Consider the following 21,487-nt stretch of genomic DNA (forward strand, 5'->3'; position numbering starts at 1 on the left):
TTAGTCTCCATCTAGATTGTTAAACCCAACCGGAATACCGAGATGTTGGGTAAATTGTTTGATGATCAGCGCCCGTGTTTCCTTACTGATTTTGAGGAAATCTTTTAATTGTTCTCGCATGGCAACATCTTTAACCGCAGTTGGAATGGCAGGAAGTGCTTCTGCTGCTGTAAGGAACGTTGCATATTGTTTCGTGAGCTCTTCCTTCTCCGCTTTAGGCAGGAAGGTCATGAAAGGCTGGGCCATGGCATAAAGCGCATTGGCATTTTTAACCACAAAGACGTTTGGACGATTACTGCGCCAGCCTTCAGCACGACGGCCGTTGGCTTTTTTAATGCCAGTTCCCATAGGCAAGGCAATCTTTTGATCTGTAATCATCTGGAAACCCGCCAAAAGCTCGGTAAAGAGACGGATGGTCACTTCACTCATTGTTTCAAAATACAACGGGTGGCCTTCACCTTTGATGATCACACCTTGAAGGTCTGTCCAGTCTTTGAGCGTGTCATTGGCAATGTCAGAAATGTTCTTGGCAATGGCTTGACCAACCTTACAAGACCACTCATCGCTCATCATATCTGTAAAGACAAGACGCTCAAGCGCGGGCAAGCCTTGTACCGCCACACTTGTGCGGGTAAATTTTTTAGGGTCAAGCAAAGCTTCGTCATTTTTTGCCAAAAGCTTGTTCATGCCTTTTGAAACCGCATTGCGACGTTCTGGCCAGTGATAGAGGCGATCTTTTCTAAGCAGGAAAGAAACCGGACCAAAGGTAATATGTTGAACCGCAGACCACGCATCTGCTGTGTCATGATAAACAGCTTTTAAATCATCAGCCTTACAGGATTTCTCCCAAGCTTGTGCTTGTTTAGTGGCCTGTTTTGCAAATTCCCCATAGGCAGGAACGATAAAATCATGCGTTACCTTTTTGGAAATGTCATGTTGTAATTTATCGGCACTCTGGGCGTTAAGTGGCACAAGGGCGATAAAAAAGAAGAAAAGAAAGAGGCGCTTCATTTTAAATCCTTAAAGGCTGTTTAAAAAAGAAATGAGACGGTGTTTGTCGCTGGCAGAAAGCTTGAGGAAGTTTTCTTTTGCTCTTTGAGCTTCCCCACCATGCCAGTTAATGGCTTCTTCAACGGAAGTGGCACGACCGTCATGTAAGAAACGTTTTGTATTTGAGGTTCCCCATAAAGGCTGGGTGCGCCATTCGCGCCCACTGGCCTGACCTTCTGCAATACCATCAGCTAGCCCGTCGCCCATATCATGCAAAAGAAGGTCGCTATAGGCTGCGACTTTTTTGCCTGATTTGGTGGTAAGCTCTGGTGTATGACAAGAGGCACAACCCACATCCTTAAACAAAGGCAAGGTTTCTTGAACCTGTGGGGTTGGGGCTTTTAATCTTTTGAGGTAAAGCGCAACAAGATTAAGCATCTTGCTATCAATCTCTAAATTCTCAAACTGCACACTGTCGCCATGGGGGCCTTTTTGGCACTCTGGCTGTTTTGCGGTGCAATCGCCAAAGTGATGGCGATGAATTGGCGTGGACATGCCAATATCGTTTGAAAAGGCGTTAGCGGCTTGAATGCGCAAAGTCGGGGCGGTGGCTTTCCACGCAAAACGCCCAAGCTGACCATTGATCATATTGGGGCGACCGGAAATACCATCGTTATTTTTATCCTCGGGGTCAGCCTGTGCAAGAATGGTCTCATCACTCACGTCTTCAAGCAAACCAAGGCCAAAAAGGGGTTGGGAAAGACGACCCGCATAGTTTGTTTCTGGTGACATTTCCCCGTAAGCTAAGTCTTCAATACGGTAATAATTATCATCCAGATAGACACGGGCTTCGGCCTTTTGCCCATGAATGGCATTGGTTTGAAGCTGGCGACCATAGATCGGGTCGGCTTCCCCTTTTTCATTGCCAAGGCGCAGCACATAACCCAGACCGCCGATTTTACCATCGTTGGACACAGTGATCTTGCCACGCCCGCCTTTTGGGTGGCACGCCACACAGGAACGGGCATTAAACAAAGGGCCAAGACCGTCTGTTGCCTGTGTTGAAGCCGGTGCAGAGGTCCAAGGGCGATCAAACAAGGCTTTACCCATTGCAAAATCTAAAGAAGCAGCTTGTGCTGAGGAAGTCCCCAGCAACAAGCCACAGAGTACGAACGTTGTTTTTTTCATTAAGTGACGTTGATGATGCCCATCATTCCTGTTTCTTCATGTTCAACAATATGGCAATGGAACATCCAATCACCCGGGTTATCGGCAACAAAGGCCACATGTACCCGTTCTTTTGGACGAATAAGAACCGTATCGGTGAAGTGTTTCGGCAAAGATTTTTTGTTTGATTTTAAATAGAGGAATGTATGACCATGAATGTGAATAGGGTGCACATGCGGTGTGGCATTGACCAATTCAAAAACATAGGTGCGCCCGCGTTTGAGGTTAAACAACGGGGCAGGTAATGTTTTATGCCCATCTTGGGGCCATGTGCGTTGATTGATCGCCCAGAAGGTTTCATCAGACAAACACAGCGCATCTGCCATTTTCAAGACCTGTCCATCGGGCAGATTAATGTCCGGTGGGGAGGCCGTGGCGGTTGCGGTAAATTCCACACGCTCATGTATCGCGTTAGAAAGGTCCGGCTCGGCAATGTCAGGGGCATAAAGGGGCGCTGGGTCAAACTCCCCGCGATCTAACATAGGGCCAACGGATTTTAGTTTGGCAATTGGCACGGGCTGTGGCGCGAAATAATCATAAATGATGACTTCTTTGCCCGGCTCTGGTGTGCGTACCACAACGTCGATGCGCATGGCTGAACCCAAACGCCATGTTTTAAGCGGGAAGGGGGCAACAGCCTGACCATCGGTTGCGATGATAGCTGCACCATTTGCGCCTTCAATGCCGATTTGGTTTACGCGCGAGTTATTGACACTCATCATGCGAACACGCACGTCACCACCCGCTGGCACTTCCATGACCGGAAGTTTTTGCAGGTTCACGCTACGCGCTGTGGCAAAGGTGCCGCTGCGGCTTGCGCCTTTTGGTGTGGTGAAATCGGTGAAGTTACCGTTTTCATCAAGGTGCCAGTCTTTGATCACGCATAAGACGTCATCATCATAAGGTCTGGTTTCATCACCCGTAACAATCAAGGCTGCCGCGAGCCCTTTACCCAACTGGGTGGACAGGTTGCAATGTGAATGCATAGGGAACATGCCCGTATCAGGCACGGTGAAATCATAGGTAAAGCTCTCACCCGGCTCAACAGGTTGCTGGGTGACATAAGGCACACCGTCCATATGGTTGGGCAGGCGGATGCCATGCCAGTGAATGGAGGTATGTTCAGGTAATTCATTTTTTAGGGTGGTGCGAAGACGGGCACCTTTGGGAACGCGGATCACCGGAAGGAGATCATCGCCATAGGTCCAAAGCGGCAGTTCTGGCCCACCTTCAAACAATTTCGTTGGGCGAATTTTAGCGACCAGATTGGCCTCAACAACAGTGTCGTTAAGGACTGGTTTTTTTCTTTTTGGCACACCCGGGCGGGTAGTGCTCAGACTTGATTTAGCGAGAAGTGGAAATGCCGAAAGCGCGACCAAGGCCGCGCTCCCGCCAATAACACTTCTTCTGGAAATAGGCATGATAGTTTCCCCCTATATACCCCGAAGAGATGTTCTGTTTAGTGACCAACAGCAGTTGGATTATCCAAGCTGTCAGAACCTTCAACCGCGATCTTCAGGCCGAGTTCAGAAACAACCTGTTCGATACCGCGTGTCTGGTTCACAAGACCGTCAACAACATCCAGAAGGATTTTGTTACCTGCATCATTGTTTTCAGCCAGCATTTGGTCGTAAGCCATTTTGCCGCTATCAGCAGTGACTTTCATAACTTCCATTTTGGCACTTGTTGCATCAAGCAGGCCTTGCAGGCGTGTATGTGCTTTTGGTGCTTTGGCTTGGGCCAAACCCGCAACACTTGCGCCAAAGATGACAGAACCATCAACACGTTGGTATTTACCATTGTAAATCGCGTTCATGCCAACTTGGTTATAGTAGTGAGAGTTATGTGTGTTGTCAGAAAAGCAGTCATGCTCTTCTTCTGGATCATGCAGCAAAACGCCAAGCTTCATACGCTCACCGCCCAATTCACCATAAGATAGTGAACCGATACCGGATAAGATTGTAGAAAGCGCATCATTTTCATTTTTAGAAGAGATGTCTTTGCGTGCTTCGCCGTCTTTAGCCCATGCAGCAACGATATATTCCAGATCAGAGATCAAAAGGTCCGTTGCGGCAGACAAGAATTGTGCACGACGATCACAGTTGCCGTTTGTGCAGTTTTTCGTATCAAAGTCAGTTGCTGGACGGTTGCCTGCACCTGCCTCTGTGCCGTTTAAATCTTGGCCCCAAAGCAAAAATTCGATAGCGTGGTAGCCAGTGGCAACGTTTGCTTCAACTTCTTGTGCTTCGTGGATTGAACCTTCGAGAAGCTCAGGCGTGATGTTTGTGGCATCAATGACGTCTGGGCCGATACGTACTTTTTTATTGGCGATGATGTTTAGCGTGTAGGCTGGGTTTTCATCAGATGACTTACCGTAAGACGCATCAACATAGTCGATGAGACCTTCATCTAATGGCCATGCGTTGACTTTACCTTCCCAGTCATCAACAACAGTGTTCCCAAAACGGAAACCTTCTGTTTGTTGATATGGTACACGGGCAGCAACCCATGCGTCGCGTGCAGCTTTTAGTGTTGCATCGCTTGGATTGGCGATAAGGGCATCAACAGCCGTTTTAAGTTTTTGTGCTGTTGTGTAGGCATCCGTAAACATTGCATGTGCAATGTCGGAATAGTTTTTCACGATTTCCGCAGTAGTTGGTGCAGCTGCTTGTGCTGTAGAAGCGGCTGCGATCATGACTGCTCCCGCTGCAGTCGTTTTAAGAAGTTGAAGAACCTTCATTACAAACCCTATCAATGAGAATGATTATCAATGAGAAATTGATAGGCTAATTAAGAATCGCTGTCAATGACAATGCGAGTCATTATCACAAATAAATTATGCTAATTCTCAGGTTATATTCTTTGAATATTTTTAATTTACGGTTAGTCTAATTTAGCTGAATTGATTATTAGGTATTGATATAATGCCAAGAAATGCACCGCTTATTATCTTACTTGGCCTGATATGTTTTTATCAGGGGATGTCTGTTGGGCAAGCCAATGCCTTTCAGCAGGTTACGATTTGCCGGGCTGAATTTCCCTCTATTCATTTAGGGGCCAGTGATGAGTTGGAAAAACTCTATAAGAAGTTGGGCTATAAAGTCGCCTTTAAAGATTTACCCAATAGAAGATCGTTATTAGAGGCCGCCAGAGGGGTCTGTTTTGGTGAAGTTGCCCGTATTGAAAGTGCCACTTTGCGCTACCCCAGCTTATTAAGAACAGCTCATCCCATCCATACGATCAGGGCTTATGCCTATAGTCTGGATGAGGAGGTGCAGGTTTCCTCATGGGGTGACTTAAACAACTACTCTGTGGGGATTATCCGTGGGGAGCTTTACGCAGAAGAAAGAGTGCAGGGGAAAAACTTCTTTCTGGCAAATTCATATGACGAGCTCTTCAGACTGCTGGAAAGAAAGCGCCTCGATGTGGTTGTGGGTCTTGAAGGCGTGGTGGGCTCTTCAAATATGACGAGCAATATCCACAAAAGTGACAAAGCCTTGTGGGAATTCCCACTGTATCATTTAGTCCACCGTAAAAATGCCCATATCTTGCCCAAACTCAATAACCTGATTAAACAGGATTAAGGTTTTCACAACACCCTTAAAATAAATTTCATTTCTTGCGTAAGTTTTTGCCAGCTTCACCCGTGTAACTTTATGAGTGTCTTTTTCTTGAGGCATTCCATGCTTTTGTGAGCATGTTTTTTTACATAGGAGAAATACTATGGACGCGATAGGTTCATATGGCTCGGGCGGGTCGATAGATCACGCTCAACGACGTCAGGATATGTTCAGCAAAATCGATACTGATGGCGATGGACAGTTTTCTCTGGAAGAGTTTGAAGCGGCCAAACCCGCTGATGCGCCAGCTGATGCCCCTGCAGCCAGTGAAATTTTTTCACAAATGGATGCAGATGGTGATGGCTCGGTAAGCGAGGAAGAGTTTTCCAAAATGCCACCGCCCCCACCGCCACCGCCTTCTGGTGGTTCTGGTATGATGGGCGGGGACATGCTGTCTTCTTTGCTTCAGGCGTTGGAAGACGCATCTTCAAACCTTAGTGAAGATGATGATGACAGTGAGAGCTCAACAGCTTTTAGTGAAGAAAGCGAGGAAACGGATAGTTCTTCAACTGAAGAAAATATTCTGGAATTGCTTCAACAGGAATTGCAAAATTTCCGCAACTCCGCTCATGCACAAGCTAATAATGCTTATGCAGATGCCTCAAGCCTGAGTACAATGTTGAGTGCACAGCAAACCTTTATCTCCACATAATTGTTTGTTGAGATATTTTATTGTTGAAAGAATGGAAGTAAGGCAGTGAGGGCAGCTTTTGGTGACCAAGAGACAGATGCCGAGCTTTTGGATCGTTTGGCCATAGGCGATCAAAAAGCATTCCATTCTTTAATACAAAGACATCTTCCCTACGTTTTAAAAACAGCAGAACGTATGGTGGGTGATGCCAGCAATGCAGAAGATATCGCCCAAGAGGTTATGCTCAAGCTTTGGAATAAAGCTGCCGATTGGGATTGCGATGGACAAGCCAAGCTTAAAACATGGCTTTATCGTGTAACGGTCAATCTCTGTATTGATAAATATCGCCAAATTAAACATTTGGGGATAGAGCAAATCGAAATTCTGCCCTCATTAGAAAAAGATGCTCTTTCACATGTGCACGAAAAACAAGTGGAAGAGATTATCAGGAATCTATTTTTTGAACTGACGCCACAACAACGTCTTGTTATTGTTCTGTCATATTATGAAGGGCTGAGTTCAGCCGAGATTTCTGAGATCATGGAGTTGACGACAGGCGCCGTCACCGGATTACTCCATCGTGCACGCAGAGCTTTAAAAATAAAATTAACTGATTTGGGAATAGAGGGCTGGGCAGATGACAAAAACAAACGATAAACAGCTGAACAATTGGTTAGACCATTATAAAGTCGATGTGTCTCATAATCGCATGAGCCGACTTGAAGAGGAAATTTTTGCCAAAATAAACATGGCTCAAGCCCCTATGTTTGCCCCTATGGGGATGCGTGAAAGTCTTTATACTCTGGGCGGTGTTGGTCTGGTTTCTTCTCTTGTGTTGGTTCTAAGCCAATGGCTGCAAGCTTCATCTGAAGATGTTGTCTTGGCAACTCTTTATAGTTATGGAGGGTTCTAAGTTATGGGCAAAGGGTTTGTCAGTCCGCGATGGAAAAATCCCTTATGTTGGGGCTCTCTTCTTTTAAACGTGGTTCTTATCGGCTTTATTCTTTTGGGCCCCCATGGTCCTTCCACTGGACGGCCTTTACCTCAAGACGTTTTTACAAAAATGGCTGAGGATTTAGAGGGACAGGACCGTATTATCTATGAGGCGGTCTTGCAAAAGCATATGGATAATATGAAGAAAAGCGGTCGCAATATCCATGAAGCCCTCGGGCTCATCGGTCAAGCAGCCCATCAAGAACCTTTTGATCTGGATAATGTCAAAGCAGCCCATACTCATCTGCATGCACAGCATCGCGAGATGGACAAAGCCATTACAGATTTTGTTTATGAAATGCTGGTCTCTCTTTCACCAGAAGGCCGCCAAAAGCTTCGCTTCGCCCCACCAAAACGGGATTGATTTGAGCAAAAAAAGGCCCCTAAATCTAATGACTTAGGGGCTAAGTATACTCTTGAGGGATAACGAATGGACTGGTGTAGATAATAGCCGCGTTAACATCACAAAGTGACGCACCAGTCCCGGCTATGTAGGTATAATGACGTAGTTGATCAGCGGTGACTGTGACGCTCATCACACCTAGGTGAAAAAATACGTATATTTACGTAAAAAAAGCCACACGCATGATGGTGTGGCTTAAAAGTCTCGGGAATGAAAAAGTTCTATTGAGAAACAAAGCTTACAACTGCTCTCGATTTGTCCTCTGGGTGAAGGACCGTCATGTCTTTGTCTCTTCTATAAATATAAGAATGCCTTAACAAAGTTTAAAGGTCTGTGATTACAGTCACACTCATATAATTAAATATGAGATGAGTAAAAATTATCATCAGTCCCCGCGGACTTCCTCAACCATTTGGGTGAGGAGTTCAATGTTTTTGACAATAAGGCCATTTTTTTGGCGCTCAACAAAGCCTTTGCGCGCAAGGTCATTCATCACACGCGCAACTGTTTCGCGTGTGGAACTGATGCGCGAACCGATATCGGAATGAATGGGAATGGGTGAGATAAAAGCCTCATCCTCATCGGTCATATTCTCGCGGGCTTGGCGCAAAATTTCGGCATGGACGCGGTTAGCCGCACCAAGTGTGGAAAGGTCCATGATGCGCTCATTTGAAATGCGGATGATATGAGCCATGTTTTTCAAAACACGCTCAGCCACAATGGGGTGACCGGTCAGCAGGCTCATAAAACGTGGTTGGGGCATAGCGGCAAGTAGGGCTCTATCAATGGCCATCACGCTTGCAGAGCGCGGCAGGCCATCAATGGCAGCCATTTCGCCAAACTGTTTGCCTTCGGTGAAATCATCCAAGGTTATTTCTTTGCCACCCACTGTGTAGATGACAATGCGCACGCGGCCTTGCACGATGAAGAACACATCCGTGCTGTCAGCTTGGCGGTCAATAATCTGTTCGTGGGCGTCGTACCATTTCCATCGGCATTGTTTATTGAGTTCTTCAATAACATCCGTTGGTAGACCGTCCAACAAATTGATGTTTTCAAGGGTTTGTTGGGTCATGTTCATAGTCCTATTCTGGGAACTAAGTTTATTGTGCGCGCAAAATTTTATTTGCGCAAGATGTAGATTGAATCGGTTTCGAATCAAAAACAATTCGAAACCGATTCAATAAAACTACAATTGCAGTTCATTAGCTATATGAATCGCACAGGCCGCTTATAAAAAATACTTATTTTAAAACGACAGTTTTTAAGCCATTCATCAAAACGCGGTGCTCCACATGTGCACGTACTGCACGCGAAAGCACACCGTTTTCAATATCACGTCCAACGGCTTTGAGCTTGTCTGGTGTGTAGGTATGGTCCACACGCTCAACGGCTTGTTCAATGATCGGACCTTCATCCAAATCACCCGTTACATAATGCGCGGTTGCCCCAATGAGCTTCACACCACGTTCATGGGCTTGGCGATAGGGGTTAGCCCCTTTAAAGCTTGGTAAGAAGGAATGATGGATGTTGATGCAGCGCCCGCGCAATCTCTCACACATGCGCGGCGAGAGAATTTGCATGTAGCGCGCGAGAACCACCAGATCGATTTCCAGATTTTCAATTAAGTCCCAAACCTGTTCTTCCTGCTCGTCCTTATTCTCTTTGGAGACAGGCATATGATAAAACGGAATATCATGCCATTCAGCCAAGCGCTCAAGATCAGGATGGTTTGAAACAATGGCGGGGATATCGGCGTTTAACTCACCTGTGCGATAGCGATAAAGCAAATCGTTTAAGCAATGGTCAAACTTGGACACCATAATGAGCAGGCGCTGTTTGCGCTTGGCATCATGAATGCCCCATACCATTTGAAAACGTTCTGCCACGCGGGAGAATTTCTTGGCGAGCTCAAAGGCATCAGGTGTATAGGGACCGGGTGTAAAAACCGTGCGCATAAAGAAACGATCAGAAACCGGATCACCAAAATGGGCAGATTCCGTAATAAAAGCATCTTGGTCTGCTAAAAAGCTGGAAACCTGAGCCACAATACCCGTGTGGTCAGGACAAGAAATCGTCAGGATATATTTTTTATCAGCGCTCATGAGGCATCCATATGTTCATCGATAATAATAGCCGCGCCACCGCGTCGGGCATCGCCGACGCCGTCAAAGCGGCCTGTGTTGAGGTTGGCGCGCACGGAATGTACGCCGCCAAAAAAGAGGTTTTGGGCGTCCCAGATTTTATAATTGGGCACATGTTCGCTTAAAGCCTGTGTGGCTTCAAGGGGAAAGCCGGGTTCCATGTTTAACAGGCCGCGCTCAAAATGCATGCGCGGGGCAGAAACGGCTTGTTCCAAATTCATATTAAATTCAAGTAGGTTGACCAGGACTTGCAAGACTGCCGTGCGAATGCGATTGGACCCGCCAGAGCCCAACGCCACATTGACCCCGTCATCGCGCAACAATAAGGTGGGTGACATCATGGAGCACATGCGTGTATCTGTGGGCCATTGGTTAAAGCCATGGGGGTTGATATCTTCTTCCCCCAGCATGTTATTGAGCATAACACCTGTGCCGGGCAGGATATGACCACAGCCTTCTCCGTTTGAAACCGTAAGCGAAGCTGCATTGCCGTGCTTATCAATGGCGCTCATGTGGGTTGTGCCGCGCAGGGCTGTGGGGCGACCCATGATTTCTTTGCGGTACGTTTGTAAGAAATCCTGATCCAGCATTTTAAGCTGGGCCTGTTCAGCCCCTTGGGCAAGCTTGGCATCAATGCGCGCTTTGTTGGTAAGGGCCATAATCTGGCTTAGGCGTTCAACATGGTCTTTTGAACCAAAGGATAAATCGCGAAAGCCTGCAGTTTTAATCAGCTCTAAAGCAAAAGCAATAAGCAAGCCACCTGTGGAAGGCGCTGGATTGGTGTAAAAATGCGAACGGGCATAATCAACGCGCAGAGGTTTTCTTCGCTCAACACGGTATTCATGCAGGTCCGCCATGCTGAGATGACCGCCATTGTCCCAACTGTCTGTTTCAATCAGCTTGGCGATATCGCCTTTATAAAACAGGTCTTCACCATCGCGGGCCAAGGCTTCAAAGAGGTTGCCCATATCCGGGTTGGTTTGTAGCTCGCCTTCACCCAAAAGATGTTTATCACCCTTGTGGCTGCCATAAAGGGCTTTGCTATCAGGTGAGGCCATAAAGATAGCCTCAACAATATCAAAAATCTTTGCCTGCATTTGATTGACCCGCACGCCGTCTTTGGCAAGCTCAACAGCTGGGGCAACAATTACATCCATAGGCAGGCTGCCCAGGTCTTTATGGGCTTCAAACAGGCCTTTGACTAAACCCGGTGTGGCAATGGAGCCACGCCCAATATGGAATTCTTGGGTGACTGTGCCAAAATCGGCCAAAATGGGATAAAACTCGCTTTCTTCACGGCGCACCTTTGGCGTCTGGGTGAAAAAATCATAAAGGAGCGGGTCTTGATCTTGTGCATGGGCGAGTAAGAAACCACCGCCGCCCAGTGAAGAGAGCACAGGCTCCACCACGCAAGACGCACACATGGCCGCCAAAATGGCATCAAAGGCATTGCCGCCTTCTTCCAGCATACGTGCGCCAGCTTGTGTTGTGTGTGGATGACCGGCTGAAACAGCCCCCGATGTTTTCCCCATAACCCTAATGTCTTCTTTTCTGTCTCTTTTAGTCTTAGCTGCGCGGTGCCGCAGCCCTAATTAAACGGTCATTTATGGCAAGACCAAGGCCTTTATTGGGAATGGGTGAAACAGCCATGCATTTATAGCCTTTCACATCCAGCTCCCGCATCATGGCAAAGAGATTAGCGGCTGCTTCGTTAAGATTACCTGAAGGGCTTAAATTTAATGTGGCCTTTGTACACTCTGGGCCAAAACCAAGCAGGATATCACCTTGGCGGATGTCTTTTGCATTTAAGCGCATGGCCAGGTTTGGTGCATAATGGCTCGTCAGCATGCCGGGGGATTTGGGTGCATCGGGTGCATCATCAGGAAAGATCAATTTCCCCACAACCCCTTCAAGCTCTTCAATTGAAATACCACCGGGGCGCAAGAAACCGACTTGCGCACCACAAGCATCCACAACGGTTGATTCAAGCCCCACCTCACACGGACCACCATCAAGGATCATATCGACTTTTGCCCCAAGGGATTGGGCCACATGATTTGCCTGTGTTGGTGATATTTGACCGGACTTATTAGCGCTGGGCGCGGCAATAGGGCGACCAGACTGTTTTAAAAGGGCCGTTGCAATGGGGTGATTGGGCAGGCGAATGGCAACCGTATCAAGCCCCGCACTAACCAGCAAGGAAAGGCCGCTGTCATTTTTTCGTGGTAAAACAAGGGTGAGGGCACCGGGCCAAAAAGCATCCGCCAGCTTTTCAGCCGCCGGGGTAAATTCCACCAGCTTGCGCGCTGTTTCCATATCCGGCACATGGACAATTAGCGGGTTGAATGAGGGGCGTTCTTTCGCGGCAAAGATAGAGGCCACGGCCTCTTCATCTGTGGCATCTGCGCCAAGCCCATAAACCGTTTCGGTTGGAAAAGCTACAAGCCGCCCCGCACAAATATGCTCACCCGCACGCGCAAGGTTATCTGTTGTGGGGGGGAATATGTTTTCAGCATCACTCATATGGTTCTCATATCGTGAAAGCACGATAAAGTGAAGTAAAAACCTATAGGTCGAACTCTTCTTGCGTCCCCTTGGCTTTAACGCCTTCGCTTTGATAGTAAAAGCCATTGGCAAAAGGCAGCCCGTCCATGAGGTCATCAAGTCTTTCTGTGGCTTCAAGGGCTTCGAGTTTGCCGTCCAGAACATCACGATAGATGCTTGCCACATCAGCCATGTTGGTATCATGTGGAGAAAGGCGAAAATGGCGAATGCCCATGGATTGCAGATCATCCAGTTCACCGACCAGATTGGCACAAGTATAAGACATGGTCTGAATACCGTTTACCGCCAAGAACGGATCGCCATCTAGGGTATCAAGGTCCATACCGTCTGGGTCTTTATCACAAACATATTGGCAGGAGTCTTTTGCCAGACCGTGAGAACGCGCATGATAACACCGTGCAGATAGCGCCAAGGGCAGGCGACCAAAGATTTGAACTTCAAGGTCTGACTTGGCTACTTTCGCCATAGCCTGAAGGGAGTTTCTTGAAAGTTCTGAAGGTAGTGAAATATGGGTTGCGCCTTGTTGTTCCATCACACCAAGGGCGCCTTCATTATAGACATTTACAAAAGGCCCAACCGCATGGGGGCGACCCATGAGTTTAGAACAGGCTGAAATATCATTAGCTTCAATCATCACCCCGTCCATGTCGCACAACTCGCGCACCAGTTCCATCTCGCGCTTGGTCATGACAAGGGCAAGCGTGGAGAAGATAACGCGTTTACCAGCTTGGGTTAAACGTTCTGCCACTTCTGGAATTTCAGGGGCAAAAAAAGGCTGACGTTTTGAACAGACCACTTCGCCTAAAAAGACCGTATCAACAGGGGCTTCATCCGCAATGGCGAAATAGAAATCTTTCAGCTTTTCAACGGGCCAGTTAAATAAAACAGGGCCGAGATTTAGATGTGTGTTCATTATTGCCACCTCTTGTTATAGGCACCAGTGGTTTCTTTCTGGCCTTCTGTGATGTTTTCTAGGCCTAGTGGTGGAACGGGCAGGCCGTTTGCGGCGGCATCAGCGGCTTTTCTAAAAGCGGCGACCACTTGGGCAATATAGGCTTTGCCGCGTTGGCGCCCTTCAATTTTAAGGGCGGTGACGCCAGCTTCCATGAGTTCTGGTAAAAACTCAGCCGCATTCAGGCTGGTTGGGTCTTCAAACAGATAAGAGGCTTTATCTAGGGTGACAAAGCGGCCTTTACATAAGGTTGGATAGCCCGCCGCCTCACTTTGGGCAAACTGGTTGATGGTGAAATCACCCAGTTTTGAGACCATCTTGTTGCCTTTATCTTCATAGCGCACATGACTTGGAGGCGAGCAGACCCCATTCATGTTAGGCGATTGTCCCGTCGCATATGAAGAAAGCGAACAGCGCCCTTCTGCCATGACACAAAGCCCGCCAAATACGAAGACTTCGGTTTCCACGTCAATCTCTTTATTAAGCTTGGCAATTTCCGCCACGGTGAGAACACGCGGCAACACAACGCGTTTTACATCAAATGTATTTTTATAATAAGCAATGGCATCAGGGTTGGAGGCTGAGGCTTGAACGGAAAGATGACGCCGTGTCTCAGGGCGGTTTTCAGCTGCATAGGCCAGCAAGCCCACATCCGCCATGATTAAAGCATGGGCCCCAAGGTCTGAGGCATCCAACACGGCTTGATGCCAAGGTTCAGGATTGCCTGCCTCTGGATAGGTGTTCAGCGCAACAAGGACTTTTGAACCTTTAGATTTGGCATAGTCAACGCCTTCGCCCAATTCATCGCGGGAGAAATTCAGACCGGGGAAGTTTCGCGCATTTGTGGCATCGCGAAAACCGCAATAAACCGTATCTGCGCCTGCATCCACTGCTGCGCGCAGGGCAGCGGGAGTGCCAGCAGGGCAAACGAGTTCGAGTTTTTGCGTCTTCATGCTGTTTTACCTGCTCTGCGGCGGACCTGTTTTTTCAAGGTCGTAACGGTTTCTTCAAGCTCTTCAATGCTTGCGGCTTGGGCATCGCATTTGCGTTGCAGGGGGGCCAGTGTGGCTTGGCTTAAGACGTTAAGGTCTTTGGTGAAGCGCTGGAAGATTTTGCCTGCAACTTGGGCGGCCATATCGGCAGGTTTGGCGAAATTGCCAAACAGGCGCAAGAGGTCGTTATGCACATCAATATCTGCGCCATCCACTGCATTGCGCAAGGCAAGGACGGCTTCGGTGTCGCCTTCCACCACAAGATCGCGTGAGAAGAAGAGCGCATCGCCATCAATGCGCCCTTCTAACAATTCGATTAACAAAACCAAGGGGCCGCGAATGGCTGCTTGGGTGTAAAGCTCCTGCTCGTCTTTAAAAGCTTGGACAATCTCAAGTGAAGGCGCGGTTTGATGGGTATCCATCACAAAGGAAAAGGGCAGATCAACCGGATCAATGAGAAAACGTGGCGAGTTTACTGATGTCATGCGATCAAAGACACCGGGGTGTTGTTGATGCATCTGTTTGATCGCCGCATTAAAAATAGGTTGCAAGAGCTTTGCGGGTATGGGGCGCGCAGCCAAGCCTGCCAATAAAACAGGTGATAAAGGGGCAATGGGGCCCTTAGAGAGTGAAGCCATGAGGAAAGAGACCTCTTTTATGATTTTTGTCAATTGGCAAAATTTTTAGCTGAAATATCTGGTAAAGAAATTGACCTATGACAAATTCACCGATATATATAAAGCAATTAAAAATTGTATCATATGGCATATAAAAATGAAAAAGTGGAACGTTCAAACCAATACGCGTTTCTTGAAGGCGAAAAATATCACAGAGTTGTATAATAATGTCTGGTCGGCAGATGGCTTTGAATACGATATTTCATTTGAGACATTTGATAAAATGTTCTCCCAAGGCTGTTATGGTTTTTTTGTTTTTGAAGAACAAAAACTGATCGGCATGGCCCGTGTGTTTAGTGACGATGTGATGACCAGCTGGGTGGCTGAAGTAATTGTGCATCCGTCTTGGCAGAAAAAAGGTGTGGGATCAGCCCTAACGGATGCGGTGAAAAGGCGTTTTAGTCATACCTCCATTTATCTTGAATCACTTCTTCACAATGAAGAATTTTTTGTGAAAAACGGGATCAAACCACAAAGTAAACTCGTATCTTGTTCACGCCCTTCTGCAAAAGTTTTGAAGATGCGCCAGGCCTGCTAAAGCTAGGGTACAACGCCGCATTGCAGTTTAAAAAGTTGATGGCATAAACAATTAATGGTATCTGTCCTACCATTATTACATTTTGGGTTATGGGCGGAGAATATTTTGTTAAAGAAATCATTAATATTAACAACGGTTTTAGCTGTTGGGGGGCTTAGCTTCTCACAAGCAATGGCTGATACGATGAAGCCAGCGGTTGCTGGCGTGAATGGTAAAGTAGATATTCAAGGTGGTTCTGTTGGGCGTGAAGGTTCTGCTGCTGTTGGTGGTTCTTTAAGTGCGCCAGTTGGTCATTCATATGGTGTTCAATTTGATGGTGGGCTGAATACCAGCCCATCTAGCCATAGTGGTGGTTTGGCAGGACACTTTTTCCGTCGTGATCCTGATGCCTATTTAGCAGGTTTGACGAGCATGTGGATTCGTGTTGATGGTCGTGACTTATGGAGAAATGGCTTAGAAACCGAAATCTATGTTGATGATTTTACATTCTCCGGTTCACTGGGGTTGCAAAATGGCTATAGCCGCTCAACGGGTTATGCGGGTTTAGATGCCGGTTTTTATATAAATGATGACTTATTAGTCAGCGGTGGTGTTGCTGGTTACAGTAACTATCGTTCAGTATATATCAGCTCTGAATGGCGCCCCATGAAAGATAGTTCGCTTTCTTTATTTGGTAATATTGGTGCAGGTAATCAAAACGGTGGCTTTGCTACAATTGGTTTAAGATTTAGTTTTGGTGCTGGCAATATTACACTGAAGAAGCAACACAGAGAATATGATCCGCCAAATATTCTAACTGGTTTCACGAGTGGCTCCAGTGGCGGTGGCGCAGTTGTCAATCAAATCATTAATAAGATTGAAAAGCCTCAAGTTGCAAGTACTCCAGCACCTAGCTAATTTATAGCAATCTTAAAAGTGCCTATTATAACGATAGGCACTTTTTTTATATTTGGTATGTGTTTTCGTATAGAGCAAAACGGTCTTGTATATGAACGAAGAAGGGCTGAGGTGATAGGTCCTCAGCCCTTAATTCTCATTCTGCCTTCTTGCGAACGACCGCCCGCGGTAGCGATCTTCGCGGCAGTCACCGTACAGGAAATACGGCGGCTATATCATGGCCCCTTCACTTGAGGGTCACTACAAAGAGTTCTCTCTGTATGCATTGAATACTGCCGTTTTTTAACTTTTCTGGCAAGTCTTGAACTTGAGAAAATAATACCTATAGGCTTTTATTTCACTTGCCTTTGGCGATGAAAAATCCGTTTTTAAAACCGTCTTTTCCATAAAGGAATTCATCACCTTGGGGCGTTTTTACCGTGCCACCTGCGCCCAAGACAACGGCTTGTCCTGCACCTGTGTCCCATTCCATTGTCGGGCCAAAACGGGGATAGACATCTGCAATCCCTTCTGCAACCTGACAAAACTTAATGGAGGAGCCAGAAGAAACTTCATCTGCCACCTTGAAGTCTTTGAGGTAGTCATCAACTTCTGGCGTTTTATGAGAGCGACTGACAACGGCAACGATGCCTTCGCTTGGGGCAGTGCGCACAGAAATGGGTTTGACTTCACCATCAGCTTCTTTAACAAAAGCGCCATATTCAAGTGAACCCCAGAACATACGATCAAGGGCAGGGGCATGGACAACGCCAAAGATGGGGCGGCGGTTTTCATCAATCAACGCGATATTGACGGTAAACTCATCTTTTTTAGAGATAAATTGTTTTGTGCCATCAACCGGGTCCACCAGCCAGAACATCTTGCCTTCTACATCGGGGCAATCGCCTGCACTAAAGGCTTCTTCAGCCACAACAGGTACATCAGGGGCCAGTGCTTTTAGCACAGGGGTAATGATCGCTTCGGCCTTACGGTCTGCTTCAGTAACTGGAGATTCATCTTTTTTGGAATAGATTTCAAAATCTGTTTGATAGATTTCCATCGTCAGGTCGCCAGCTTGGCGGGTGACGTCAAGCAGCTTTTTAATTACCGCTTCGTTTAGTGTGAAACTCACTTAAATTCTCCAGTTTGTATGTGGAATTTGATTTCTAGCTGTCTTGCCATAATTTTTCCGGCTCGTCCAGATGTTCTGAATGAACACCTTCCGTAATAAAACGCCAGGCCTTAAAATCCCCCGACCAATGATCAGCGCCAAGTCCGGCTTTGAGCTTAAGGTGGGTGATGAATTGTTTTTTATCGGGCAGTTTTTCCCAAACAGATGGCAGGAAGAGCGCACGTTTCATACCGTCTTGAATGATCAACCCATCAATATTGGGGCGCAATTGTGCCAAAAGGTCGTCTTCATCCTTGAAATGCAGCGGAAACGATGGTGAGAGAACTGAGATATGCAGGCTCAGGTCCTTGAGCTCATCTTGTGAGATTTGGGGGAAACGCGGGTCTTGAAAACCGGCCTTGAAGGCATTGTCAGCAATGTCGCTTGCCAAAGGTGCATGGGCTTGGAGTGAGCCGATACAACCGCGTAAATTGCCACTGTCCTTTTCAATTGTCACAAAGGAAGCGCCTGCTTCTTTTAAGCTGGCAGGAAAGCTTGAGAGATCGATCTTAATAGCTTCGCCATGGCTGACACCGCGTTTAATAGAGGCTGCAGCAATTTGTAAAAGCGTGTGGCCATGCCTTTCTAAAATCGCTTTGGTTTTTAGGGCAAAGGTTTCATGAGGGCTTGGCTGATGCCCACCGCTTAACATCCACGAGCCATAACCAACCACACGGTCTTTTGTTCCTGCGGTATCACCGGAGTTGCGCACATCTAATGTGGTGATGTCCATGCCCCGGGCTTTGGCGGTTTCAAGCAGGCCTTTTAGGGGAATGCGCCCACAGGCTTGATCATTACCGATTTGGTTACCATCAAAATTCTCAATTGCCTTTAGGGTGCGCAGGTCTAAGTCTTGGCAGGCGTCATAGTCAAGAAAGTGCGACAGGTCTGTACTGATCACAATAAGGGTTTCTTGGCCCCCCCAAACAGCCTCTAGAACATCGGCAACTTCCTTGGGGGAGGCTTGCCCAACAACAAGGGGCAGCAGGGTAAATTCAGTAATGATAGATTGTAAAAAAGGCAGGTGGACTTCCAGACTATGTTCTTCCACATGGGTGGGATCAAAGCTAAAGACTTGCGGTAGCTTTGCCACCTTATTGGTCAATGTTTTATCAAGCGGCACGCGCCCAAGTGGGGTTTCATAATAATCCGCACTGCAAAGGGCCAGCCCACCAACAGGAACGCGATGACACGGACCAAGCAAGACCACGCGTTTGATGGTGTCTTTTAAAGGCAGTAGTTTGATATAGGCGCTTGCTGCAACAGACCCGCTATAGACATAACCCGCATGGGGGACAATCAGGGCCTTGGGAAGGGGCTCGCCTTCTTTGGGAGCATGAGTTGTTTGAGCTGATTTGAAAAAGCTTTCAAGATCATGGCGTAAAACATCTGGCTTATCAGGATAAAATGCCCCGGCAACGGCGGCTGCGCGAACACGTGCCATCAAACAACCCTCAGTAAAATTTAAATTTTCTCTTGTTTAAGTTTACGCCCTAGAGGCGGTTTTGGGCAAGCCATTGGTCCAAAATCTTTTGGATGCTGCCGTCTTTGCGCATCTTAATGAGCTCAACACTAAATTGCGTAGCAAGTTTTTTATGATCAAGCGCTTTGGAAAATGTCAGGTAGCTCGGCACGGATTGAACGGGAGGCTGAATTTCCCTGATGTCGTTTTCTAAGCCAGCTTTGCGAATATTGTGATAGGCAACAAATTGGCTAAGCGGAACGGTATCAACACGTTTGCCTTTTAGCAATTCCAAGAGGTGGATATCATCATTACCTGTAAAGCTATTCACCAACTGGTTTTGTTTGATTAAATTATCAATGACAGGGCCGTAACTGACTTTACGACGCGTTGCCGTGGTTGAGGCTTTGCCCAATGTAATATCTTCAAGGCTGTTGAGGTGGCTTGAGCTATTTACAAAAAGGGAGACTTTTTGAACAATCAGCGGCACAGCGGAATAATAAAGGAACTTCTCACGCGCAGGTGTTTTATAGGCGGTGAACAGCATATCCACACTGCCTTTTCTCACCAGTTCGAGCGCGCGTGCCCATGGATAGACCTCAACCTCGACTTCCATACCAAGGCGTGCGGCAAGTTTACGCACGGTTTGAACGGAGATGCCATCGGCTTTTTGATTTTCATTTTCATAAGAATAGGGCGGAAAGTGCAAAGTCGCCGCACGAAGTGTCTGGGCTTGAACGGTTGAGATAACCGTTAGCGACAGTAAAAATGAAACAACTAGACCGTATAGAAACTTCAATAGCCAAACCCTGAATTTAATATTTCTTTTACTTTATATAAAAAATGGAATGAAGGGAACTGTTTTAAAGAATGCATACTATTATGTGCTAAGTCTCTTTTAAGGCTTGAATATTCCTGAGGGTGCGCCATACTTTAGGGCAGTGATAAAAAATAATAATTGCCGTGCTATGACAGATAATAAACAAGACATAAAAGTTCTCATTGTTGAAGATACACAGTTTTTCCGCGAAACTTTAAAAAAACAAATTGAGGACAAACTCGGTTTTTCCGTAATTACGGCAAAGACTTATGCAGAGGCCTGTGGCCTGATTTTGGAACATGGGCACGAGATTTATCTCGCCCTGCTTGACCTGCATTTACCAGATGCTGCTAATGGGGAAATTGTTGATTTTGCCATTGATCAGAAAATCCCCTGTGTTGTTGTCTCTGGGCATTTTAACGAGAGTATCCGTGAAGAACTCGCTCATAAGAACATTATTGATTATGTCATTAAAAAAGGCCCAGTCAGTATTGATGATGCGGTCACGGCAGTCAGACGAATCTATAGAAACCAGTTTGTGAAAATCCTCATCGTGGATGATTCTCAAACCGCACGCGCACAATTAAGATATTTACTTTCCGGTTATCGCTTCCAGATTTTGGAGGCTGCCGATGGTACGGATGCTTTGCGGGTTTTGCAGGAACATCCAGATGTGAAGCTTTCCATTATTGACTACAACATGCCCAATATGAACGGCTGTGATTTGGTTGAAGAAATTCGTTTGAATTATTCTCGCCAAAATATGGCAATTATTGGTATTTCAGGCCAAGGCAGTAGCCTGCTTTCAACAGAATATATCAAGCTGGGTGCCAATGATTTCTTGAATAAACCCTTCTTGAAGGAAGAGATTTATTGTCGTGTGACGCAAAACCTTGAAATGCTCGACCATATCGAGATGTTGGAAGACGCGCTCATTACTGATCATTTGACAGGCTTGAAAAACCGCCGCTATTTGTTTGAACGCGGCGCCATCATCCATAATGAGGCAAAATCATCAGGTTATTCCTGTGTTTGCGCCATGTTGGATATTGATAAATTTAAGCAGGTTAACGATAGCAAAGGTCACGGTGCAGGTGATATAGTCCTTAAAGAAACAGCGACCATTTTAAAGAAACGCTTTGGCGAACATGGTGTTGTTGCGCGCTTTGGCGGGGATGAATTCTGTATCGTGATGTTGTGTGAGGATGTGGAATGGGCCAAGGATCAGTTTGAAGATTTAAGGGCCGAAATTGAAGGTCATATCATTAAACATTTTGCAGGCCCTATATCGATTACCACCAGTATTGGCCTGACCGCTGCACTCACCGATAGTCTTGAAAACTCGATCTCCATTGCTGATGAATGTCTATATAAGTCGAAAGTGATGGGGCGAAATAAAGTCACAGTTTCGCGTTAATCTGTTAGA

At 46.7% G+C, this 21,487-nt stretch carries 22 protein-coding genes; 8 read left to right on the plus strand and 14 right to left on the minus strand.

Annotated features, from left to right (window positions below):
• From MTBPR1_RS13835 to MTBPR1_RS13850, 4 genes are read right to left on the minus strand one after another with little or no spacing between them, the layout of a single operon-like run.
• Entirely contained in the window at nucleotides 1-1,011 is a 1,011-nt protein-coding gene (locus MTBPR1_RS13835) for an imelysin family protein (protein ID WP_069189607.1), read from the minus strand.
• A 9-nt stretch (nucleotides 1,012-1,020) separates the two neighbouring features.
• Nucleotides 1,021-2,178: a di-heme oxidoredictase family protein gene (locus tag MTBPR1_RS13840; protein ID WP_069189608.1), complete on the minus strand. Its 1,158-nt coding sequence runs from the start codon at nucleotides 2,176-2,178 to the stop codon at nucleotides 1,021-1,023.
• The gene (locus tag MTBPR1_RS13845; protein WP_069189609.1) at nucleotides 2,178-3,638 is read right to left on the minus strand and encodes a multicopper oxidase family protein; all 1,461 of its coding nucleotides are present in this window, start codon (nucleotides 3,636-3,638) and stop codon (nucleotides 2,178-2,180) included. The genes MTBPR1_RS13840 and MTBPR1_RS13845 overlap by 1 nt, the downstream gene beginning before the upstream one ends.
• A gap of 38 nt (nucleotides 3,639-3,676) precedes the next feature.
• On the minus strand, nucleotides 3,677-4,957 hold the full coding sequence (locus tag MTBPR1_RS13850; protein WP_069189610.1) for an imelysin family protein: 1,281 nt from the start codon (nucleotides 4,955-4,957) through the stop codon (nucleotides 3,677-3,679).
• Nucleotides 4,958-5,141: 184 nt separating this feature from the next.
• Here MTBPR1_RS13850 and MTBPR1_RS13855 point away from each other — a divergent pair, with 184 nt between their 5' ends.
• The 5 genes from MTBPR1_RS13855 (at nucleotide 5,142) to MTBPR1_RS13875 (ending at nucleotide 7,825) form a co-directional block, all read left to right on the plus strand.
• Complete coding sequence (locus MTBPR1_RS13855) at nucleotides 5,142-5,801, plus strand: type 2 periplasmic-binding domain-containing protein (protein WP_069189611.1); 660 nt, start codon at nucleotides 5,142-5,144, stop codon at nucleotides 5,799-5,801.
• Nucleotides 5,802-5,940: 139 nt separating this feature from the next.
• Nucleotides 5,941-6,489 (plus strand): EF-hand domain-containing protein, encoded by a 549-nt coding sequence (locus MTBPR1_RS13860; RefSeq protein WP_083223102.1) that lies wholly within the window; start codon nucleotides 5,941-5,943, stop codon nucleotides 6,487-6,489.
• A gap of 45 nt (nucleotides 6,490-6,534) precedes the next feature.
• On the plus strand, nucleotides 6,535-7,125 hold the full coding sequence (locus MTBPR1_RS13865) for a sigma-70 family RNA polymerase sigma factor (RefSeq protein ID WP_069189613.1): 591 nt from the start codon (nucleotides 6,535-6,537) through the stop codon (nucleotides 7,123-7,125).
• Nucleotides 7,106-7,381, plus strand: coding sequence for a hypothetical protein (locus tag MTBPR1_RS13870; protein WP_069189614.1), 276 nt, complete (start codon nucleotides 7,106-7,108; stop codon nucleotides 7,379-7,381). The genes MTBPR1_RS13865 and MTBPR1_RS13870 overlap by 20 nt, the downstream gene beginning before the upstream one ends.
• Nucleotides 7,382-7,384: 3 nt before the next feature.
• Nucleotides 7,385-7,825: a periplasmic heavy metal sensor gene (locus MTBPR1_RS13875; RefSeq protein WP_069189615.1), complete on the plus strand. Its 441-nt coding sequence runs from the start codon at nucleotides 7,385-7,387 to the stop codon at nucleotides 7,823-7,825.
• Between the two features lie 424 nt (nucleotides 7,826-8,249).
• On the opposite strand, the gene MTBPR1_RS13880 is transcribed toward MTBPR1_RS13875, so the two are convergent.
• The 7 genes from MTBPR1_RS13880 to ubiT form a co-directional block, all read right to left on the minus strand.
• Entirely contained in the window at nucleotides 8,250-8,939 is a 690-nt protein-coding gene (locus MTBPR1_RS13880) for a Crp/Fnr family transcriptional regulator (RefSeq protein ID WP_069189616.1), read from the minus strand.
• Between the two features lie 169 nt (nucleotides 8,940-9,108).
• Nucleotides 9,109-9,969, minus strand: a complete 861-nt coding sequence (purU, locus tag MTBPR1_RS13885) for a formyltetrahydrofolate deformylase (RefSeq protein WP_069189617.1) — start codon at nucleotides 9,967-9,969, stop codon at nucleotides 9,109-9,111.
• Nucleotides 9,966-11,540: a gamma-glutamyltransferase gene (gene ggt, locus MTBPR1_RS13890; protein WP_069189618.1), complete on the minus strand. Its 1,575-nt coding sequence runs from the start codon at nucleotides 11,538-11,540 to the stop codon at nucleotides 9,966-9,968. Before ggt ends, purU begins: the two co-directional genes overlap by 4 nt.
• Before the next feature lie 34 nt (nucleotides 11,541-11,574).
• Complete coding sequence (locus MTBPR1_RS13895) at nucleotides 11,575-12,531, minus strand: L-threonylcarbamoyladenylate synthase (RefSeq protein WP_069189619.1); 957 nt, start codon at nucleotides 12,529-12,531, stop codon at nucleotides 11,575-11,577.
• 43 nt (nucleotides 12,532-12,574) lie between these two features.
• Nucleotides 12,575-13,486, minus strand: a complete 912-nt coding sequence (gene ubiV, locus MTBPR1_RS13900) for a ubiquinone anaerobic biosynthesis protein UbiV (RefSeq protein ID WP_069189620.1) — start codon at nucleotides 13,484-13,486, stop codon at nucleotides 12,575-12,577.
• Nucleotides 13,486-14,478, minus strand: a complete 993-nt coding sequence (gene ubiU, locus MTBPR1_RS13905; RefSeq protein WP_069189621.1) for a ubiquinone anaerobic biosynthesis protein UbiU — start codon at nucleotides 14,476-14,478, stop codon at nucleotides 13,486-13,488. The genes ubiV and ubiU overlap by 1 nt, the downstream gene beginning before the upstream one ends.
• The gene (gene ubiT, locus MTBPR1_RS13910) at nucleotides 14,475-15,155 is read right to left on the minus strand and encodes a ubiquinone anaerobic biosynthesis accessory factor UbiT (RefSeq protein ID WP_069189622.1); all 681 of its coding nucleotides are present in this window, start codon (nucleotides 15,153-15,155) and stop codon (nucleotides 14,475-14,477) included. Before ubiT ends, ubiU begins: the two co-directional genes overlap by 4 nt.
• Before the next feature lie 136 nt (nucleotides 15,156-15,291).
• Here ubiT and MTBPR1_RS13915 point away from each other — a divergent pair, with 136 nt between their 5' ends.
• Together MTBPR1_RS13915 and MTBPR1_RS13920 are read left to right on the plus strand one after the other, a co-directional pair.
• Nucleotides 15,292-15,732, plus strand: a complete 441-nt coding sequence (locus MTBPR1_RS13915) for a GNAT family N-acetyltransferase (protein ID WP_069189623.1) — start codon at nucleotides 15,292-15,294, stop codon at nucleotides 15,730-15,732.
• Between the two features lie 105 nt (nucleotides 15,733-15,837).
• A complete protein-coding gene (locus tag MTBPR1_RS13920; RefSeq protein WP_126465248.1) occupies nucleotides 15,838-16,629 on the plus strand; it encodes a hypothetical protein in 792 nt (263 codons plus the stop codon).
• Nucleotides 16,630-16,966: 337 nt separating this feature from the next.
• Here MTBPR1_RS13920 and cysQ read toward each other — a convergent pair whose 3' ends face one another.
• From cysQ to MTBPR1_RS13935, 3 genes are read right to left on the minus strand one after another with little or no spacing between them, the layout of a single operon-like run.
• On the minus strand, nucleotides 16,967-17,740 hold the full coding sequence (cysQ, locus tag MTBPR1_RS13925; RefSeq protein WP_069189625.1) for a 3'(2'),5'-bisphosphate nucleotidase CysQ: 774 nt from the start codon (nucleotides 17,738-17,740) through the stop codon (nucleotides 16,967-16,969).
• A gap of 34 nt (nucleotides 17,741-17,774) precedes the next feature.
• Nucleotides 17,775-19,223, minus strand: coding sequence for an AmmeMemoRadiSam system protein B (gene amrB / locus MTBPR1_RS13930; RefSeq protein ID WP_069189626.1), 1,449 nt, complete (start codon nucleotides 19,221-19,223; stop codon nucleotides 17,775-17,777).
• 49 nt (nucleotides 19,224-19,272) lie between these two features.
• The gene (locus MTBPR1_RS13935; protein ID WP_069189627.1) at nucleotides 19,273-20,040 is read right to left on the minus strand and encodes a substrate-binding periplasmic protein; all 768 of its coding nucleotides are present in this window, start codon (nucleotides 20,038-20,040) and stop codon (nucleotides 19,273-19,275) included.
• 169 nt (nucleotides 20,041-20,209) lie between these two features.
• Here MTBPR1_RS13935 and MTBPR1_RS13940 point away from each other — a divergent pair, with 169 nt between their 5' ends.
• Nucleotides 20,210-21,478 carry a diguanylate cyclase gene (locus MTBPR1_RS13940; RefSeq protein ID WP_069189628.1) on the plus strand — a complete coding sequence of 423 codons (1,269 nt, stop codon included), beginning with the start codon at nucleotides 20,210-20,212 and terminating at the stop codon, nucleotides 21,476-21,478.
• The last annotated feature ends 9 nt before the right edge of the window (nucleotides 21,479-21,487 follow it).

The organism is Candidatus Terasakiella magnetica, from assembly GCF_900093605.1.
Classification (GTDB): Bacteria; Pseudomonadota; Alphaproteobacteria; order Rhodospirillales; family Terasakiellaceae; genus Terasakiella; species Terasakiella magnetica.

Bases quoted from the DNA above. Each gene is read 5' to 3' on its own strand.
- MTBPR1_RS13855 (WP_069189611.1), top strand. From the start codon at position 5,142: ATGCCAAGAAATGCACCGCTTATTATCTTACTTGGCCTGATATGTTTT.
- MTBPR1_RS13845 (WP_069189609.1), bottom strand. From the start codon at position 3,638: ATGCCTATTTCCAGAAGAAGTGTTATTGGCGGGAGCGCGGCCTTGGTC.
- MTBPR1_RS13915 (WP_069189623.1), top strand. From the start codon at position 15,292: ATGAAAAAGTGGAACGTTCAAACCAATACGCGTTTCTTGAAGGCGAAA.
- MTBPR1_RS13850 (WP_069189610.1), bottom strand. From the start codon at position 4,957: ATGAAGGTTCTTCAACTTCTTAAAACGACTGCAGCGGGAGCAGTCATG.
- ubiV (WP_069189620.1), bottom strand. From the start codon at position 13,486: ATGAACACACATCTAAATCTCGGCCCTGTTTTATTTAACTGGCCCGTT.
- MTBPR1_RS13940 (WP_069189628.1), top strand. From the start codon at position 20,210: ATGACAGATAATAAACAAGACATAAAAGTTCTCATTGTTGAAGATACA.
- MTBPR1_RS13880 (WP_069189616.1), bottom strand. From the start codon at position 8,939: ATGACCCAACAAACCCTTGAAAACATCAATTTGTTGGACGGTCTACCA.
- MTBPR1_RS13870 (WP_069189614.1), top strand. From the start codon at position 7,106: ATGACAAAAACAAACGATAAACAGCTGAACAATTGGTTAGACCATTAT.
- MTBPR1_RS13875 (WP_069189615.1), top strand. From the start codon at position 7,385: ATGGGCAAAGGGTTTGTCAGTCCGCGATGGAAAAATCCCTTATGTTGG.
- ggt (WP_069189618.1), bottom strand. From the start codon at position 11,540: ATGGGGAAAACATCGGGGGCTGTTTCAGCCGGTCATCCACACACAACA.
- MTBPR1_RS13835 (WP_069189607.1), bottom strand. From the start codon at position 1,011: ATGAAGCGCCTCTTTCTTTTCTTCTTTTTTATCGCCCTTGTGCCACTT.
- MTBPR1_RS13895 (WP_069189619.1), bottom strand. From the start codon at position 12,531: ATGAGTGATGCTGAAAACATATTCCCCCCCACAACAGATAACCTTGCG.
- ubiU (WP_069189621.1), bottom strand. From the start codon at position 14,478: ATGAAGACGCAAAAACTCGAACTCGTTTGCCCTGCTGGCACTCCCGCT.
- ubiT (WP_069189622.1), bottom strand. From the start codon at position 15,155: ATGGCTTCACTCTCTAAGGGCCCCATTGCCCCTTTATCACCTGTTTTA.
- MTBPR1_RS13840 (WP_069189608.1), bottom strand. From the start codon at position 2,178: ATGAAAAAAACAACGTTCGTACTCTGTGGCTTGTTGCTGGGGACTTCC.
- MTBPR1_RS13860 (WP_083223102.1), top strand. From the start codon at position 5,941: ATGGACGCGATAGGTTCATATGGCTCGGGCGGGTCGATAGATCACGCT.
- amrB (WP_069189626.1), bottom strand. From the start codon at position 19,223: ATGGCACGTGTTCGCGCAGCCGCCGTTGCCGGGGCATTTTATCCTGAT.
- purU (WP_069189617.1), bottom strand. From the start codon at position 9,969: ATGAGCGCTGATAAAAAATATATCCTGACGATTTCTTGTCCTGACCAC.